The organism is Mesorhizobium sp. M0136, assembly GCF_040322515.1.
In the GTDB taxonomy this organism is placed as follows: domain Bacteria; phylum Pseudomonadota; class Alphaproteobacteria; order Rhizobiales; family Rhizobiaceae; genus Mesorhizobium.
Window position 1 is genome coordinate 1 of record NZ_JAMYTP010000018.1, and the last position, 17,983, is coordinate 17,983.

General features: G+C 60.2%; 6 protein-coding genes and 5 pseudogenes. 6 read left to right on the plus strand and 5 right to left on the minus strand.

Annotated elements, in window-relative coordinates:
• On the plus strand, positions 1–311 hold a 311-nt coding region (locus NKJ35_RS21170), incomplete at its 5' end, for a transposase domain-containing protein (RefSeq protein ID WP_352649448.1).
• Positions 263–838, plus strand: a complete 576-nt coding sequence (locus tag NKJ35_RS21175; RefSeq protein WP_352649490.1) for a hypothetical protein — start codon at positions 263–265, stop codon at positions 836–838. The genes NKJ35_RS21170 and NKJ35_RS21175, both read left to right, overlap by 49 nt.
• Before the next feature lie 728 nt (positions 839–1,566).
• Here the strand turns inward: NKJ35_RS21175 and NKJ35_RS21180 are convergent.
• From NKJ35_RS21180 to NKJ35_RS21190, 3 genes and pseudogenes are all read right to left on the minus strand, one after another.
• Entirely contained in the window at positions 1,567–4,101 is a 2,535-nt protein-coding gene (locus tag NKJ35_RS21180) for a two-component system VirA-like sensor kinase (RefSeq protein ID WP_352649449.1), read from the minus strand.
• Positions 4,102–4,742: 641 nt separating this feature from the next.
• Positions 4,743–5,107: pseudogene (locus NKJ35_RS21185) on the minus strand (type IV secretory system conjugative DNA transfer family protein); the annotation flags it as partial.
• A 774-nt stretch (positions 5,108–5,881) separates the two neighbouring features.
• The gene (locus NKJ35_RS21190) at positions 5,882–12,670 is read right to left on the minus strand and encodes a Ulp1 family isopeptidase (RefSeq protein ID WP_352649450.1); all 6,789 of its coding nucleotides are present in this window, start codon (positions 12,668–12,670) and stop codon (positions 5,882–5,884) included.
• Between the two features lie 359 nt (positions 12,671–13,029).
• Here NKJ35_RS21190 and NKJ35_RS21195 point away from each other — a divergent pair.
• A pseudogene (locus tag NKJ35_RS21195) lies at positions 13,030–13,752 on the plus strand (TnsB C-terminal domain-containing protein); the annotation flags it as partial.
• On the opposite strand, the pseudogene NKJ35_RS21200 reads toward NKJ35_RS21195, so the two are convergent.
• A pseudogene (locus NKJ35_RS21200) lies at positions 13,751–14,056 on the minus strand (IS6 family transposase); the annotation flags it as partial. The pseudogenes NKJ35_RS21195 and NKJ35_RS21200 overlap by 2 nt on opposite strands.
• Positions 14,057–14,352: 296 nt before the next feature.
• Between NKJ35_RS21200 and NKJ35_RS21205 the strand changes: the two are divergent.
• From NKJ35_RS21205 to NKJ35_RS21215, 3 genes and pseudogenes are all read left to right on the plus strand, one after another.
• Complete coding sequence (locus NKJ35_RS21205) at positions 14,353–14,730, plus strand: flagellar export protein FliJ (RefSeq protein ID WP_352480573.1); 378 nt, start codon at positions 14,353–14,355, stop codon at positions 14,728–14,730.
• Between the two features lie 236 nt (positions 14,731–14,966).
• Positions 14,967–15,127, plus strand: a pseudogene (locus NKJ35_RS21210) (DUF1403 family protein); the annotation flags it as partial.
• Between the two features lie 50 nt (positions 15,128–15,177).
• Positions 15,178–15,893, plus strand: a pseudogene (locus NKJ35_RS21215) (IS6 family transposase).
• A gap of 88 nt (positions 15,894–15,981) precedes the next feature.
• Here NKJ35_RS21215 and NKJ35_RS21220 read toward each other — a convergent pair.
• A complete protein-coding gene (locus NKJ35_RS21220) occupies positions 15,982–17,901 on the minus strand; it encodes a potassium transporter Kup (RefSeq protein WP_352649451.1) in 1,920 nt (639 codons plus the stop codon).
• Between the last annotated feature and the right edge of the window lie 82 nt (positions 17,902–17,983).

A 17,983-nucleotide genomic window follows, 5' to 3' on the forward strand; every position in this document is an offset into this window, starting at 1 on the left:
TACTCCGCGTCGCATCCACGACGACAACCAAGAATCGCTGTTTTCCGCCATTTGAAAAGGAGGTGCATAATGAATCGGTCTTCGCTCTCGGAAGAAAGTCCTGGCTGTTCTGCGGTTCTGATCGCGGCGGTCAGCGCGCTGCCGTCCTCTACAGCCTGATCGCCAGCGCCAAGTTGAATGACATTGACCCTCAGGCCTGGCTCGCCGATATCCTGGCGCGCATCGCGGCTCACCCAGCACAGCGGATCGATGATTTGCTGCCGTGGAATTGGAGATCCGCAAAATTGCGGACCCAACCAGCGGCGGCCTGATCATGCAGCGCAATAAGGTGCATCACGTCTACACCGTCGATCGTGTCGCCAGGGACCTCGGCGTCAGCGAAGCGCTCATCCAGGACCTGACCCTCGGTCTCGAGCCCGAGGACGGCGTCATCTGGGTCTACGGCGCCAACGATGACGACGGGATCTTGGCCTTCACCGATGAAGGGATCGAGGAGGTCAAACTCCTCCTCGAAGAATATCATCGCGTCTCCCCAAAGAAAGCTTGCCCCAGCACTCCGGTGCTCAGGTTCTCCTGGCCGCCGGATGCGCACGTCTGCGGTCTTCACCGGATGCGTACCTTCGAAAACGGTTTTGTCCGCGTACGGCGGGAGCATCGCTTTGGGATTCGCGCTGTCGCTGCCGCATTCGATGCTTTTAGCGATGGCCTTACGTATCCCGCAGGTGAGGGCAAGCACACAAGACGGAAGCTAACACAGGGAGTATCTTTTGCCGGAGAGAACGAGCTGCCATCGTGCGGTGCCCGGTTAGTAGTGAAGCGCCGTAAAATCTCGACATAGGCGTTGGTGAACTGGACCGAACGACGAGGACAGCCTATCCAGTGTGTTGTCGGCAGTTAGTTCGAAAGTCCTGCTACACCCGATCCGATGCCTCTCAACGCCGAGGCCGCACCTCCGTGCCGAAGCCGGCCTTCCCAATGGTGGGTCGAGCCGTCGCTTACCCCGTGCTTGCCTCACCGATCCGCGACCGAGAACCCAGCCTCATGCTCCCGCCCTGCCGGGCCTAGGTCCATCTAGCATGAAAGGAACACGTCGGAACCTGGGATATCGCTTGCCCGGCCGGGCGGCGATAGCCTTGTCGGGGCAGCGAGGAGCCGTAGCCGATGATGAACGCACAGGAGAAGTCTGGCGTGAATGGGGCGATGATTGTCAAGCTTTGCTCTCGAGTCATTTCGTCAACCATCTTGCGTGACCGATTGGCGACCATCTCCTCGTCCCGACCTTATATTACCCGTCGCCTATCGCCGCCAGCGCGCAGTGACTTGTCAAGGATGGAGGCCCGCAGACCCCATCGCGGGGCGACTTGTCCTTGATGGTAACGAGCACGGCGGCAGGTTTGCCGTGGTCAGGGAGCCCTTCCTTGGGCGGAAGCCGACGACAGTGTTCGAGGGGAACTCGCCATGAGCCGGGTGCGCAGAGATCGTCCGACGCTCTTGTATTTGCTGGATCCCAGCCGGCTCCGCCTCCGACTGCCTAGGTAGCTCGGTATCCTGAGCGCGTCGGCGGCATCATGCCATTATCATCCTACGAATTGCATGCTCCATCGTCCTGGACGAGACCGGTTTGGCTAGCCAAAGGACGAAGGTCTGATTACCAGATGTGATCGGCATGGGGTCGCTTCCACCAACGACGATGATGGGCACCGTCATCAGGGTGGTACGTACGGCTTCGGGCTGTCCTGGCCCGAGGAAAGTCGCTTTATCGAAAATTAGGAGGTCGGCTGCCTTCCCGCTCTCGATCCAGTCGCAAAGACTCTCGAAGGTCGCGAAGCCGACCGGCTTATAACCCAGCGCGGCGATCTTATCCTTGTAGATCTCCAACGCTGCTGGATCGGGGTCAACGACTGCAATGATTTCTCCGTTGCCAAGTGATCCATCGCATGGGCCGAAAGCGCTATCAGCTCTGACCTGCTCCTCAGCGCAGGCCGGTAAGTAGAGATCGAAGCGTGTACCTCGGCCAACAGCCGAGGTGACGTCAAGGCATCCTGCGAGCGCGCTCACATGGCGGTCCACTGCAGCAAGACCCAGTCCGGTCCCGCCGACGCGAGAGCGCGTGGTAAAAAAGGGCTCAAAGATATGCGGAAGCACCGAACTTGCGATTCCTTGGCCATCGTCGCTGATGGAGAGGAGAACGTAATCTCCCGGTTTCAAGGTGCCCTTAGCCACGGGCTTCGTTTGACAGACGTGAGCGCGAGAAACGCTAATCTCGACACGGCCCTCATTCAAGAGAGCCTCCGACGCGTTCTTGCATAGATTCATAAGGATCTGCTGTATCTCGGTCGGGCTGCCCTCGATCACCGTTTGCCACTCGTTGATCTTGAAGTTCAACTGAACATCCACACGAAGTGCAACCCGCAGCAATGGCGCGAGATCCATTACACTCTCCGAGACGTCGAAAGGCATCGCCACGCGCTTCCGATTTCGGCTTAGTGACAAAATTTGGTCAATAATCAGTTTGGCTCGGTTGCTGGCCAAGATAATTTGGCCGATGTGGCCCCGAATTCTCGAGGGGCGACGCACAAGACCTTTAGCCATCTCTGCGTAGCCGACTATTGCTCCTAGAACATTATTGAATTCATGTGTAACGCCGCTTGCGATTGTGCCGACAGCCGTCAGCCTTTCCGCATGCTCCCATCGACTCTCAAAAAGGTTACGTTCCGTGTGTACACGTTGCATTTCAAGATGGTTGCCTAAACGCACAGTAGCGCTCGCCAGAACCAGGAGGTCGTCTGTGGAGGGTGGTGAGCGATCTCCTTCAAAAACAAGGATACAAACCGCAGCCTGCTGATCGGAGGCCCTGCAACCAACAATTTGACAAACACCGGTAGTGCCTACGGCAGTCCGAACCACTTCCGACGCGGGAACGACGCGAAACACTGGCTGTTCCGGGTGTACAAGTGAGACGACTTCATTGATTAGCGTGGCGTTCCAGACGCGCATGCGCTTGTTCGCGACAAAGTACTCGGTATTCCTGCTGATACTCGGATCCACCAGAGCAAGCGCGCATTGATCCGCATTGAAAACGCATTGAATGAGTCTAAGCGCTGCTTCGGTGGAGAAGCGCCGCGAAGCCTTCGTTGCTTGACTGTCGATGAAACAAGCTTCGATCTCACTCATCGCCGCTTCAAGCTCTAACCGCCTTTCCAACCGGTTCGTCCGCACATGCAGCGTGGAGGCTCGAATGGTCGCAAACAAGCAGAGGCATATGGACACCAAGCCAAAGAAAAGTCGTGTACGCTGCGCTTGCGCGCTGGCGAAGCTGTAGGCTTTCAGATGTTCTCGCTCCAATTCGGCAGCCTTGGCGAACGTGTCGAAGGATGGGATCCGATTGACAGCGCGGTCCAACCTCAACATTGAGGACAGGATAGCGCGGCCCTCGCGGGCAACATCCTCCGTGACTTGGTCCTGGCTAGGAGGAAGTCGGCGGAGAGACTGATCGATTTGTAATGCGAGGCTGAATCCCGGTCTGGCCGAAAATTGAAGGATCAGATTGGAAAATTCAGGCCTGTTCGACACTCCCCCCCGAAGGCGATTAGCCGAGCGAGCAAAGCGTACGAGAGAGCTTTGCAGAAGCTCATTTTGCGCGGCCGAGGCCGAGATGGCAGCTTCTGTGTTTTCGAGGGACTTTTTGAGCTGTGCAACCAACCTGGAGTGCACCCCGGAGCTCTCATTGGGCGAAATCTCAACAAGGCGTTGGTAGTTTTGAAGGTTCCTTTTTAATGCTTGCCCGGTAAAAGCAACGGAACGGAAGTCCAATACCATGTCGGCGCGGGCGACGTCTCGCTGGAGCAATGCGTAGTTGATCTGAATCGTCCGCAGTTCGCTTAGGACCGCCTCGTTGATCTGGGGGTCTTGCCACTGTATCGCGACCAAGAGCGCAACCGAGGCCACTAGGGCCATTACAGAAGCTTTGTCGGTACTGAGCCATTTTTCCCAAACGAACGGCGTTTGATCCGCGGTGCGTGCCTTGCGAAGGTCCGATTTGAATTCTAGCTCCCCATCGCGTCGGTGTGCGGCCGGATGCTGCTGGAACAGGAAAGCCAAGTGTACCTCTCCCCTCAAATAGGCGGTGTAGACACCGTTGCACTCTGCCCCCATGGCCCGCTGACCTTCCATTGATTCGCGGGCGTTTCGACCTCGACGGCGAGGCGGCAGCACAAGGCGGGCAACTGATCGCAGTTTTCGGAACTGGTCTTCCGAGAGATCATCGAAGGGGCATACAAGCGCACGCCTGCAGCAGCCGAGGATGATACCGGCCGGTCAAACGCAACTGGCGAGGGCCGGATCTGCTGTTGGCTGGCAGCTAACACTGGCGGGGCGGCGGCCTCAACTCCGGCGTGCCTAGAGCCGGCTGCTGCGAAAGCGTCCGACACGCTTCCCTTGGGGGCATCCCGTCCAGCGGGCATCCTTGGATCGCTGAAAAAAGACGAGGCGGCTTGATGATCCTGCCCTCGCTGAAGCACCTCGCGAAACCCCTGTTCCAGTCGCAGAAGCTCCTCTGGACCGGTAGGCGGCTCGTCAGCTCGACCATCGAACAGCGGCCGGAGCGCCTCGGACACGTGCTGCTCAAAGCCCACTCGCCGGGCCTGGACCGCTTGCCCGTCTTCCAAGCCGGCGTCCTGCACCTGCGACAAAGCTGTTACACGGGATGGATTACTATTTCGCGGGTTCATACTAGCCTCACATCAAACTGTATCGTCAAAGTCCTGCGCCAATCCACGCAGCGGCTCATCGAGTTTTTCTGTGGAGAGCCCCCCGTCTGCTTTCGTCAAGGGCGTCGGCTCCGGGAGGGCGCCTGTCTGGCTTTCAAAGATGCGTTTCAGAATGCGATCCGAAAAATATCGCACCTTCCTCAATTTTAATGGTGGCAGACCTTGATGAGAACGATTTCGTACTCGTCATTGAGCAGCCGCACCTGTTCGGGACGCAACAGCGGTGCACCTTGATGTGAATTCTGAACGTTCCTTCGCGCTTGGCTGTAGGAAATCGATTGGGCTTGAAATGTGAATCCACCGATAGCTTTGGAAATGTAGTTCGGAGTCTCGTCATCTACCTCGATGTTCCTAGAAGCGCGCCGGCAGCCCGGGCGGGGGGCTTGGGGTTAGACTGCCGGCCCACGCCACTCAGAAAGAGCGGCCTCTTTTCGCGGTTCGGACACCCATAGTCAACCCGGCAACGTCTGGATGCCCGCTGTGCTTTTTGCAGAGCGGCGATGCCGGGCATATCGGCCGATCCTGTCTAGGATGGTGTGGCCACTCTCGTCGGCCGAGTTGATGCTCCAGCCAGTATCGCCTTGCCGACCAGCATGAGTTCGCCGTTAGCAATCCATCGTTGCGAGCCGAGACCGAGGTAAAAAGCGCGTGTTATCGACTATGTAGCTGACGCTCCCGCTGACGCCTTCGAGTGCGCACGCTATGCCCCGTTCGCACCCTCTTGTGAATAGTACTGCGCCATGCACCTGAAACCGCCTCCTGGGGCCAGGCTTGCTGATTCAACACGATTGATCCGACGCCAAGGGAAGCGGTTTCGAGGTGCCGCAACGCGTACATGATGATGGCCGCCGCGGGGGCCTCGCGGACTTCGAGAACCTTTTCACCGGTTGAGATGTGTTCGAGCCCGGTTGCTGACATACTGGCTCTTGCGGCTGCTGATCGACTTCAGTGCTCGTCGCGATGCCGCAAGCGATTTTTTGCGGCAAATGACCTTTCCGAAAAGTTTGCGACAGAACCCGCCGACGCCGCTCTCATCGAAGCGGATGAGGCTCAGCGGCCTCCCCTGTCCGACAATTTGCGTCGGTTTGGCGATTTGACCCCAGCCATGGAGCTCAACGCCCCGCGTCGGAGCGCTCCCTGCTTCTGAAGGAAGCCATTAGGTCCGCTCGGGCTTCATCGGAGGCTTGGCTGATGGACGTCGTGGTTGCTTCGCTCAGTTGCCGCCCCATGGCGCGGCTTTGCGGATTATCAGTCCTCTGCCTCTTCGCCGGTCTCAACAGCGCTGTGTAATGTTCATTGTTTATGATGACGCCCCCGCTGTTCACGAGGTTGCTCCTGTCAAGTGTACTCGTCAGTCCGTCCTGGGCCTCGCGCTTCTTGCCCAAGTGCCGTTCAAACGGCGCTGGCGCGACTTGTTGAGCTCGAGAGATGGGTCCCTGCTCTCCTGCGTGGCCATGAGCTTGTGCCGCGGTCTGCGCAGCGGCGTCCCCAATGGCACGAGCCTCCATGCCGACTGCGTCTTCCCGACGAGCAGCAAGGGCAATTTTGCGCCCGGGTGCGAACTTCCGGAGATGAGCTAGTGCACTGATCCCAGCGGAGTTCATATAGCGCTTGGCATCTTCATCCAGCGACCCCTCGTGAAGCCGATCCGCAATCCGCGGCTTTTTGTTTTCAACCAGGCATTGACTGAAACGTCTAAGAGCAGACCCATAGACCTGAATGGTACCGGGATTCGGCCCGGTCGCAGGCGCTCCCTTGTACTCTTTGATGTGAGCCGCTGTGTACTCTCTGATGAGCGCGGCGTCGGCAGGGTCGGGATTCAGGACAGCGCGGCCCAGCACTGGCGCTCCGCCCGCCCACGTCTTGAGACGACCTAGTGACCCAGCCACGTCCGAGGAGCCACTCTTGCGCTGGTACTCCTTGAGATCCGGATCCAGCGACGAATCGTTAAGCCGAGCGGCAAATCCCGGCTTGTTGTTTTTAAAGAGCCAATGACCAAAGCCGAGAAGAGAATCTACATGGCGCTTGACCGTGCTCTCCTGGACCTTACCGGCATAGAGTGCTGACCTCAGCCCTTCGACAACGGTCGCATCGTTGGAATAAAGAGGACGCTGGTCGTGACCGGAGACCACTATTGGAGGATCTGGCTGCACCGCCGCCGGCACAGAACGAGCATGGTCATGCAACTCGAACGGTGCGGGGGGATTCAGATCAACCACTGACGAATCCGGCGCATGATGATGGCGCGCCGTTGAGTGACCCGGCTGCAGCACCGAGGCACCCAGCATCGACCCACTGCCTCCGGTATGCGGTGCCAGGTGCTCGCCACTGCCTCCGGCGTACGGCGCCGCGGCGTGTTCTTGTCCGCTCCCTTGCATCATGGGCCGCGCCTCCCATGGCAATGCACCCACTTGATGGGTGGGGGCCTGCATCAGCACGCGAGCGCCTGAATTGCCGATCTCGCTCAGCTGCGGCTCAGTGGCAACGTCCTGCAGACGACTGTTCGGGGTCCTTTGCCTCTTCGCTGGTCTCAACTCCGCTGTATCATGCTCACGGTTGATGAGGACCTCCTCGCTTGGTAGCTGGTTGCTCCTGTCCTGTGCAGCGATCCGCTCGTCCGGCGCGCCCTGGTCGCCGTAGATCAGGGGACGAAAGGACTCTGCGGGATCCGAGGCTTGGTGATGGTGCCCAGTTGGCACGAAAGACGATGTCACAACAGCGTCGTCTTTCCCAGGGAGGAGATTCTCTGGCCAACTGAATGCCTCCTGCGGCCCGCTGCGCTGCGCAGCGGCGTCCCCCTTGCTCTCAAGACTTTGAAATTTAAATGGGTCCCCGGGAGCAACGTCTGGCGCTGACTGGCCGAGCCGCTTGATCTGCTGGGGAAACGTCCCAACGGGGCTTTCCTTAACCGCGTCTCGGGCCTGTCGGTCCATGAGTTCAAAGTTCGTGAGATTATTTGCCGTTCCGAATGTATCGTCACCCCTGAGGCGGGTTTGTAGTGCCTGCCGATTGACGACGAGGTTGTTGAGGTTCACGTCTGGCAGGTCTGGCTGCGATCTTTGCAATCGCCCAACCAGCGCCCGCGTGCCGTCCACCACGTAGACTCCGCAATCCACCTCGTTTCTCTGCTGGGCGATGCGGGGTGAGTCCACGCGGGTCTCCAGGCTGACGCCCAGATTTTTTGCGAGCTTTTTTGCAAGCGGGTCATGCCATCCGCTGACGGAGTCATAATGATAGGCAACCGGCCGTTCCCGGTCGCTGCGATCAACGAACAGCAGCGACCAATGGGTGCCGCGCTCCGCAAGAGTCTTACCGCCATCGCTCACTGGCACGAACAGGAAGTCGGCTGTGTCGTTACCGTTCTGATTATGGACGATGCGCTGGAATGCGCTTAGCCTGTCGCTCTTGGAGCCCAAGCGCAGATGATAATTGGCTACGAGGGGATCCACGAACCGCGTCCGGGCGGCGAGATCTGGATTGTTCCCCTGCAACTCCTGCTCCAGGAGCTGGTAATCCCTCTGGATATGTTCGTCGCCTAGCAATTCCAATGCGCCGAGCACCCGCCCGTCTTTAGCTTTCCCAGGGGGCTTCTCTGGCCGACCCAATGCCTCCTGCGGCCCGCTATGCTGCGCAGCGGCGTCCCCAATGGCACGAGCCTCCATGCCGACTGCGTCTTCCGGACGAGCAGCAAGGGCAATTTCGCGCCCGAGTTCGGGCTTCCGGAGATGAGCTAGTGCACTGATCCCACCGGAGTTCACATAGCGCTTGGCATCTTCATCCAGCGACCCCTCGTGAAGCCGATCCGCAATCCCCGGCTTGTTGTTTTCATGCAGGTATTCACTGAAACGTCTAGGAGCAGATCCATAGGTCTGAATGGTACCGGGATTCGGCCCGGTCGGCGCTGCCTTGTACTCTCTGATGGGAGCCGCTGTGTAATCTCTGATGAGCGCGGCGTCGGCAGGGTCGGGATTCCGGACAGCGGCGCGGTCCAGCACTGGCGCTCCGCCCGCCCACGTCTTGAGATGACCCACTGCTCTAGCCACGTCCGAGGAGCCACTCTTGCTCTCGTACTCCTTGAGATCCGGATCCAGCGACTCCTCGTGAAGCCGAGCAGCAAATCCCGGCCTGTTATTATCAAAGAGCCAACGACCAAAGCCGAGAAGAGAATTTACATGGCGCTTGACCGTGCTCTCCAATGCTGACCTCAGCCCTTCGACAACGGTCGCATCGTTGGAATAAAGAGGACGCTTGTCGGGACCGGAGACCCCTATTGGAGGATCTGGCTGCACCGCCGCCGGCACAGAACGAGCAGGGTCACGCAACTCGGACGGTGCGGGGGGATTCAGATCAACCACTGACGAATCCGGCGCATGATGATGGCGCGCCGTTGAGTGACCCGGCTGCAGCACCGAGGCACCCAGCATCGATCCACTGCCTCCGGCGTAGGGCGCCGCGGCGTGTTCTTGTCCGCTCCCTTGCACCATGAGTTGCGCCTCCCATGGCGATGTATCCACTTGAGGGCCGGGATCATGCACTGGTTCGTCCATTTGCTTTTGCAACCGAGCCCACCTTTCGGCCACCGCGGCCTCGCCAACCGCGGAGGGCGTCTCCTCAGCCCTGGCGAACGCTGGCCCGGCAGGCGCCGCCGGCACAGAACGAGCATGGTCACGCAACTCGAACGGTGCGAGGGGATTCAGATCAACCACTGACGAATCCGGCGCATCATGATGGCGCGCCCTTGAGTGACCCGGCTGCAGCACCGAGGCACCCAGCATCGACCCACTGCCTCCGGCGTAGGGCGCCGCGGCGTGTTCTTGTCCGCTCCCTTGCGTCATGAGTTGCGCCTCCCATGGCGATCGTAGAAGGTCCGCGTGCGGAATCGAGTCGAAATATCCCGACAAATCAGCGTCGACCGTCTGCTTTTGCAACCGAGCCAGCCTTTCGGCCACCGCGGCCTCGCCAACCGCGGAGGGCGTCTCCTCAGCCCTGGCGAACGCTGGCCCGGCAGGCGCCGCCGGCACAGAACGAGCAGGGTCACGCAACTCGGACGGTGAGGGGGGATTCAGATCAACCACTGACGAATCCGGCGCATGAAGATGGCGCGCCGTTGAGTGACCCGGCTGCAGCACCGAGGCACCCAGCATCGACCCACTGCCTCCGGCGTAGGGCGCCGCGGCGTGTTCTTGTCCGCTCCCTTGCGTCATGAGTTGCGCCTCCCATGGCGATCGTAGAAGGTCCGCGTGCGGAATCGAGTCGAAATATCCCGACAAATCAGCGTCGACCGTCTGCTTTTGCAACCGAGCCAGCCTTTCGGCCACCGCGGCCTCGCCAACCGCGGAAGGCGTCTCCTCAGCCCTGGCGAACGCTGGCCCGGCAGGCGCCGCCGGCACAGAACGAGCATGGTCACGCAACTCGAACGGTGCGGGGGGATTCAGATCAACCACTGACGAATCCGGCGCATGATGATGGCGCGCCGTTGAGTGACCCGGCTGCAGCACCGAGGCACCCAGCATCGACCCACTGCCTCCGGTATGCGGTGCCAGGTGCTCGCCACTGCCTCCGGCGTACGGCGCCGCGGCGTGTTCTTGTCCGCTCCCTTGCATCATGGGCTGCGCCTCCCATGGCAATGCACCCACTTGATGGGTGGGGGCCTGCATCAGCACGCGAGCGCCTGAATTGCCGGTCTCGCTCAGCTGCGGCTCAGTGGCAACGTCCTGCAGACGACTGTTCAGGGTCCTTTGCCTCTTCGCTGGTCTCAACTCCGCTGTATCATGCTCACGGTTGATGAGGACCTCCTCGCTTGGTAGCTGGTTGCTCCTGTCCTGTGCAGCGATCCGCTCGTCCAGCGCGCGCTGGTCGCCGTCGCGCCAGCTCAGGGGACGAAAGGACCCTGCGGGATCCGAGGCTTGGTGATGGTGCCCAGGCACGAAAGACGATGCCACAACAGCGTCGTCTTCATTAGCTTCCCCAAGGGGGAGATTCTCCGGCCAACTGAATGTCTCCTGCGGCCCGCTGCGCTGCGCAGCGGCGTCCCCCGTCCCAACGGGGCTTTCCTTAACCGCTTCTCGGGCGTGTCGGTCCATGAGTTCAAAGTTCGTGAGATAATTTGCCGTTCCAGATGTATCGTCACCCATGAGTCGGGCTTGTAGTGCCTGCCGATTGACGACGAGGTTGTTGAGGTTCAGGTCATCTGGCTGCCATCTTTGCAATCGCCCAACCAGCGCCCGCGTGCCGTCCACCACGTAGACTCCGCAATCCCACCTGTTGCTCTGCTGGGCCATGCGGGGTGAGTCCAGGCGGGCGCCCAGCCTTTTTGCGAACTCTTTTGCAAGCTCTTTATTGTATTCCCCGGCGGAGTCATAATGATGGGCAACCGGCCGTGCCCGGTCGCGGCGATCAACGAATAGCAGCGACCAATGGGTGCCGCGCTCCTCACGAGTCGTACCGGCATCGCTCACTGGCACGAACAGGAAGTCGGCTGTGTCGTTACCGTTCTGATTATGGACGATGCGCTGGAATGCGCTTAGCCTGTCGCTCTCGGAGCCGAAGCGCAGATGAGAATGGGCTACGAGGGGATCCACGAACCGCGTCCGGGCGGCGAGTTCTGGATTGTTCCCCTGCAACTCCTGCTCCAGGAGCTGGTAATCCCTCTGGATATGTTGGTCGCCTAGCAATTGCAATGCGCCGAGCACCCGCCCGTCTTCATTAGCTTTCCCAGGGAGCTTCTCTGGCCGACCCAATGCCTTCTGCGGCCCGCTATGCTGCGCAGCGGCGTCCCCAATGGCACGAGCCTCCATGCCGACTGCGTCTTCCGGACGAGCAGCAAGGGCAATTTCGCGCCTGAGTTCGGACTTCCGGAGATGAGCTAGTGCACTGATCCCACCGGAGTTCATATAGCGCTTGGCATCTTCATCCAGCGACCCCTCGTGAAGCCGAGCCGCAATCCCCGGCTTGTTGTTTTCAACCAGGTATTGACTAAAACGTCTAAGAGCAGATCCATAGGTCTGAATGGTAGCGGGATTCGGCTCGGTCGCAGACGCTGCCTTGTACTCTTTGATGAGAGCCGCTGTGTATTTTCTGATGAGCGCGGCGTCGGCAGGGTCGGGAGTCAGGACAGCGCGGCCCAGCACTGGCGCTCCGCCCGCCCACGTCTTGAGACGACCCACTGCTCTAGCCACGTCCGAGGGGCCACGCCTGCTCTCGTACTCCGAGGGGCCGACCCTGCTCTCGTACTCCTTGAGATCCTGATCCAGCGCGTCAAGCCGAGCAGCAAATCCCGGCCTGTTATTATCAAAGAGCCAACGACCGAAGCCGAGAAGAGAATTTACATGGCGCTTGACCGAGCGCTCCCCGACCTTACCGGCATAGAGTGCTGACCTCAGCCCTTCGACAACAGTCGCATCGTTGGAATAAAGAGGACGCTTGTCGTGACCGGAGACCACTATTGAAGGATCTGGCTGCACCGCCGCCGGCACAGAACGAGCATGGTCACGCAACTCGACCGGTGCGGGATTCAGATCAACCACTGACGAATCCGGCGCATGAAGATGGCGCGCCGTTGAGTGACCCGGCTGCAGCACCGAGGCACCTAGCATCGACCCACTGCCTCCGGCGTACGGCGCCGCGGCGTGTTCTTGTCCGCTCCCTTGCATCATGGGCTGCGCTTCCCATGGGGCCGCGGCTTCGATGAGGCTCAGGTCTCCCTGAGACGGATGAGGATGGAACGGGTCTGGCAGAGCCGGAACGCCGGGGGCCGGAATTTGGGCAGCGGCTCGGCGCGCCTCGCCCAAGCGCTGCTCAAAGCCCGCTTGCCCGGCCTGTGCCGCTTGCTCTTGAGATGCCGGGGGCTGCACCTGCCGCCAAGCTGTTACATTGGATAGGTCAAATTTGTGCCGGTTCACGCTAGCCTCACGTCCACAGATCAGCTGAGCAACCTACTCGGGCATACTTACGAGAAGCTGACGAGGTCCGCGGTCCCGAAGCGGGTAGGCCTAATTTTCTGCGCGCCGATTGCGCTGGCGCGACGTAGCCCGGCCTTTTGCCAGCTCGGCAGCTACGGCTCGCAAAGAGCGTCGTAAGGCTTGCGGAGCCGCCCCTCAGCTCCCGTCGAGGAGCAATCCACAATTCACATATTGGAGATGGCTCGCTGGTTTACCGGTGTCGCTTTTACTTCCCGATTTCAAACAGGGAAAAGTTAGGTGTTGTTTAGGTTTTAGCGCTACGACAGCCCCGATTTTCCGCTAACGATTTCATTGGTCATTTGCCGAACCGATTACACAACCGAAAAGCAACTCCTTCCCCATCTCTCTCCGATGAAGCATGGTCCGCGGCACGTCGTGTAGCCCGCGAGCTGGATAAGATCCTCGATGGTGCGGGGCCCCGTCAGGCGCCGATCGAGCGGGCCGCCGCGGAGCTGCGCCCGCCAGATCTACAATCTGCTGGCGCGCTACCGCATCGACCGGACCGTGACGTCGCTGCTGCGCGACGGGGAGGGGACTCGGAAAAAGCGCCTTGACCAGGGTATCGAGGAGATCATCGTGAAGACGCAGTGGCTCGTGCTGGAGGCTCCGCCGCTCGCTCCCGTCGTGGCCGAGGTCCGGGCTCGCTGCGAGGAGGCCGGCCTGGCCACTCCATCTATCTCACCGTCGCGCGTCGCATACCCTCGCTGTTCAGCCCCGAGTAGATCGCGAGGAAAAGATCAGCGAACCCGAAGCATCTTCAACGGCTCAAGGCGCGGCCGGGTTACATCCATGCCACGCACCCGCTGGATGTCTGCCAGATCGATCACACACCCACCGACATCAACTTCGTTGAGGTCGTCGACGGTGGTGGAACCTTCATCGGCCGCGCATATCTTACGATCGTTAGCGACGTGGCCACGCGCTGCATTCTCGGCTTCTGCCTCACCCTTGAGAAGCCATCGGCGCTGTCGGTCGCGCTCTGCCTCGCGCAGGCCATGTGTCCAAAGGAGGCATGGTTGGCCACGCATCCTGGTCGACGGCGCGCCACAACCAAAGCTTTTTGCCGGGCGATGGTGACGACCACTTCGTTCAGGTACCAGACATCATTCCGGCACGGCGGCTTGCGGCGCAAGCAGCGAGCGCAGTCCGGCCCGAACTTGATGCCCCAACGGCGACTTGTCTCATACGAAACCACGATGCCGCGTTCCAGCAGCATTTCCTCAACCAGGCGCAGGCTCAGCGGAAACCGGAAATAAAGCCAGACCGCGTGGGCGATAATAGGCGGCGGAAATCGGGGGGCGTGTAGCTGACGGCGGGCGTATTCATGCCCCCCGGCGTCCATGTCGCAAATCTTGACGATTGCTTTGTGTGTCAAGCCGCCGCAGGTCCCAACGCGTTCATATGCAGACATTGTGAAAATCGCCCTATTCCGCCTTTTTTTTACCGCCCCTTAAGTCCCCCGCTCGCATGCTTGTCGATGCCATTGAACTCATAGCCATCGGGCAAGGATTTTGGAAAATATGTTTCCGCTCGCAGCAGAAAACGTGAGAGTCGCTGTAGGCCTAACGTTAAGGGGAGAGAGCGGTTTGAATTGGACGAAATGTGTACCGGAGTACCGAGTCATGAAGCCCCGAGGTAGTCTGGTCCGACTGAAGCAATTTCAGGTGAATGAGAAGCGGCGACAGTTGCACCAGCTAGACATGATGATTGCCGATTTCGAACGCATGGCGCGAGAACTGGACTTCCAGATAAACGCCGAGGAAACGAAGGCCGGCATCTCCGATGTCAATCATTTCGCTTATCCGACGTTCGCCAAGGCCGCTCGCCTACGTCGTGACAACGTCAAGAATTCGCAATCGGACCTTCTGCGGCAGAGAACCGCAGCCGAGCCATGCCTCGCCGAGGCTGAAGCAGAGCTCTCCAAGGCGCAAATGCTAGAATCGCGCAGCGGCAGAGGCCACGACCTCGAACCCGGCAACCGAAGCGCCATGATCGGCTGAGCCGGACGGCTTCAGCGCGCCTCAATTCGCGACACCGACTGGCCGTTGGCGCGCGAGAGGCGTGCGGGCAGTGTAAAGATATCAGCGTCTTAATGCAGCGATAGCTGGCCGGGACGGCTGTCATGCTGCGGCGACATACGCGATTTTGTTCCAGATTTGCATAGCGGCGTTACGCAGGTATTGGGAGATAGTGGAACTGGTTGGCAATCGGATCATCGGTGGAGACGAACCGCTGCCGGCGGATCGGCGCCTGGCGGCAACGCCTGGCGCTTTCGGCGGCGGCGGTAACGGCAAAGCAGGCTGGCCGCGTCGAGGATGAAGCGCCTGCGCGATGCCGTTCTGCTCACGGCCGGGAGACGGGGTCGGCCCCGCCGGCCGGATGCTGCTCGCTTGGCGCGGCACCGTAAAGTCAACCGACAGCTTATGAAGATGTGCGTACATTGGGCCATGTCAGAAGTTGCTCGTGGTCCGCTCTATGGTCGCCACGGCTTTCCCCCGAGATCATTGCGCACGCGGTATGGCTCTACTTTCGCTTTCCGCTCAGCCTGCGCATGGTTGAGGGCATGCTGGCGGCCCGCGGCATCATCGTCACGCATCAGACCGAATTCGGACGGAATTTCGCCCGAGAGATCAAGCGACGGTCAGCCGGCTGCATGGGCGACAAATGGCATCTCGACGAATGTGTCGTGGCTATCAGTGGCAAGAAGCAGTGGCTCTGGCGTGCCGTCGATCAGGACGGCTTCGTCCTCGAAGTGCTGGTACAAAGCCGCCGAAATTCCAAGGCGGCAAAGCGTCTGATGCACAGGTTGAAGGCTCAAGGGCAGACACCACGGATCATGATCACCGACAAGCTCCGATCCTATGATGCCGCCATGCGCGACCTCATGCCCGGCGTCGAACACCGGTCGCACACAGGCCTGAATAATCGAGCGGAAAATTCGCACCAGCCCACCCGACGACGCGAAAGGATCATGAAACGCTTCAAGTCGGCACGCCAGCTTCAGCGGTTCGTTTCCATCCATGATCCGATTGCCGACCTGCTCCACTTTCCCTGCAATGCGCTGTCATCGGCTCAACATCGAGACCTGCGTAACGCCGCCATGCATTGTGTCGCTACAGCGTCACAGCCGTCCCGGCCAGCTATCGCTGCATCAAGCCGATGAAACTTACAGTGCCGGGCGCGCTGCTACCTGATTTTCCTTACCGCTCAATCAATGTGACAGCACCGATTCTTCTCAACCGCAGCATGCCCTAAATCGTCAGTTGCGTTCCGATCTCGACGACGCGTCCGGTCGGGATCTGGAAATATTCGGTCGCATCGGCGGCCGTGCGTGCCAGGCCAATGAACAGCTTGTCCTGCCACACCGGCATGCCCGAATTGGGCGAGGCTTTGAGCGAGCGCCTCGACAGGAAGAAGGATGTCGTCATGATGTCAAACTTCCAGCCTTGCTTGCGGCAGGTCGCCAGCGCGCGCGGAATGTTGGGCTGCTCCATATAGCCGAAGGTCAGCGTCACCCGCATGAACAACTCGTTGACCGTCTCCATCTTGACCCGCTCGCTGTCGGGCACAACCGGCTGCGGTGCCGTCACCACCGAAAGGATGACGTTCTGCTCGTGCAGCACCTTGTAGTGCTTCAGGCTGTGCATCAGCGCGGTCGGCGCGCTCAGCGGATCGCTGGTCAGGAACACCGCGGTGCCCGACACCAGCTGCGGCTTCTTCTTCAACAGATTGCCGGCGAGGAAATCGAGCGGGATTTCGTTGCGGCGGGTCTTGTCGAAGAGATAGCGGCTGCCGCGCACCCAGGTCCACATTGCCAGAACGATGGTGAAGGCCACCGCCAGCGAGGCCCAGCCGCCCTCGAACACCTTGACGATGTTGGAGGCAAAGAAGCCGATGTCGATGAACGCGAACAGCGCCGTCATGGCGACCGCCACCCACAGGCGCCATTTCCAAATGCGCGTCATGACGACGAACAGCAGCACCGTCGTCACCAGCATGTTGCCGGTCACCGAGATGCCATAGGCGGAGGCGAGCTTGCTCGATTCGCCGAAACCGACCACCAGCAGCATCACCGCCAGCGCCAGCAACAGATTGATACGTGGCATGTAAATCTGGCCCGACTGCCGTTCCGAGGTGTGCAGGATTTCGAGACGCGGCAGCATATTGAGCTGCACCGCCTGCCGGGTCAGCGAGAAGGCGCCGGAGATCACCGCCTGGCTGGCGATAACCGTCGCGGCGGTTGCCAGCACCACCATCGGGATCAGCGTCCAGCCTTCGTTCATCTCGAAGAATGGGTGGCCGACGTGACCGTTCTTCGCCAGCACGAAAGCGCCCTGCCCGGCATAGTTGAGCAGCAGGCAGGGAAACACGATCCACAGCCAGGCGACCACGATGGGCCTGCATCCGAAATGGCCGAGATCGGCATAGAGCGCTTCTGCGCCGGTGACGGCAAGGAAGATGGCGCCGATGGTGACGAAAGCGACGTCGGGCGAATTGATCAGGAAGGCGACAATGTAATGCGGGCTGATCGCCCACAGGATTTCCGGGTCGGCGATGATCTGGTTGAGACCGGAAAGGCCGATCGCCAGGAACCATACAGCGGTCACCGGACCGAAGACTAATCCCACCCCACCCGTGCCAAAGCGCTGCACCGCGAACACCATGGCGAGGATGACCAGGGTCAGCGGCACCACATAAGGCTGGAAAGCAGGCGTGACGACGTTCATGCCTTCGACGGCCGAAAGCACCGAAATCGCGGGCGTGATGACCGCGTCGCCGAAAAACAGCGAGGCGCCGACGATGCCGATGCCCAGGATCACCGCCGACCGCTTGGGGAAACTGCCGCGCGCTAGCGCCATTAGCGACAGCACGCCGCCCTCGCCGCCGTTATCGGCGCGCAGCACGAACATGATGTACTTGATGGTGACGATAATAGTCAGCGACCAGATGATCAGCGACAGCACGCCGAGGATATCGCCGCGCTCGGCGACATTGCCGCCCGACGACGCCACCAGCGCCTCACGGAACGCGTAGATCGGGCTGGTGCCAATATCGCCATAGACAACGCCGAGCGCGCCTAGCATCAGCACCTTGGGGCTTTGCTGTTCGATTGCCGGATGGCTCGACTGTTCGACGGGTTCTGCCTCGCTACCAGTATTGGTAAGGACCATGGACGACACTCCGATAAGGGGCGGCCCTCTACCTTTGCTGCACTGCAATATCAAGTGCCGCAACGTAATGGCTCCGTATGCG

Coding starts and splice junctions, on each gene's coding strand:
- NKJ35_RS21205 (WP_352480573.1), top strand. CDS start 14,353: ATGAAGCCCCGAGGTAGTCTGGTCCGACTGAAGCAATTTCAGGTGAAT.
- NKJ35_RS21220 (WP_352649451.1), bottom strand. CDS start 17,901: ATGGTCCTTACCAATACTGGTAGCGAGGCAGAACCCGTCGAACAGTCG.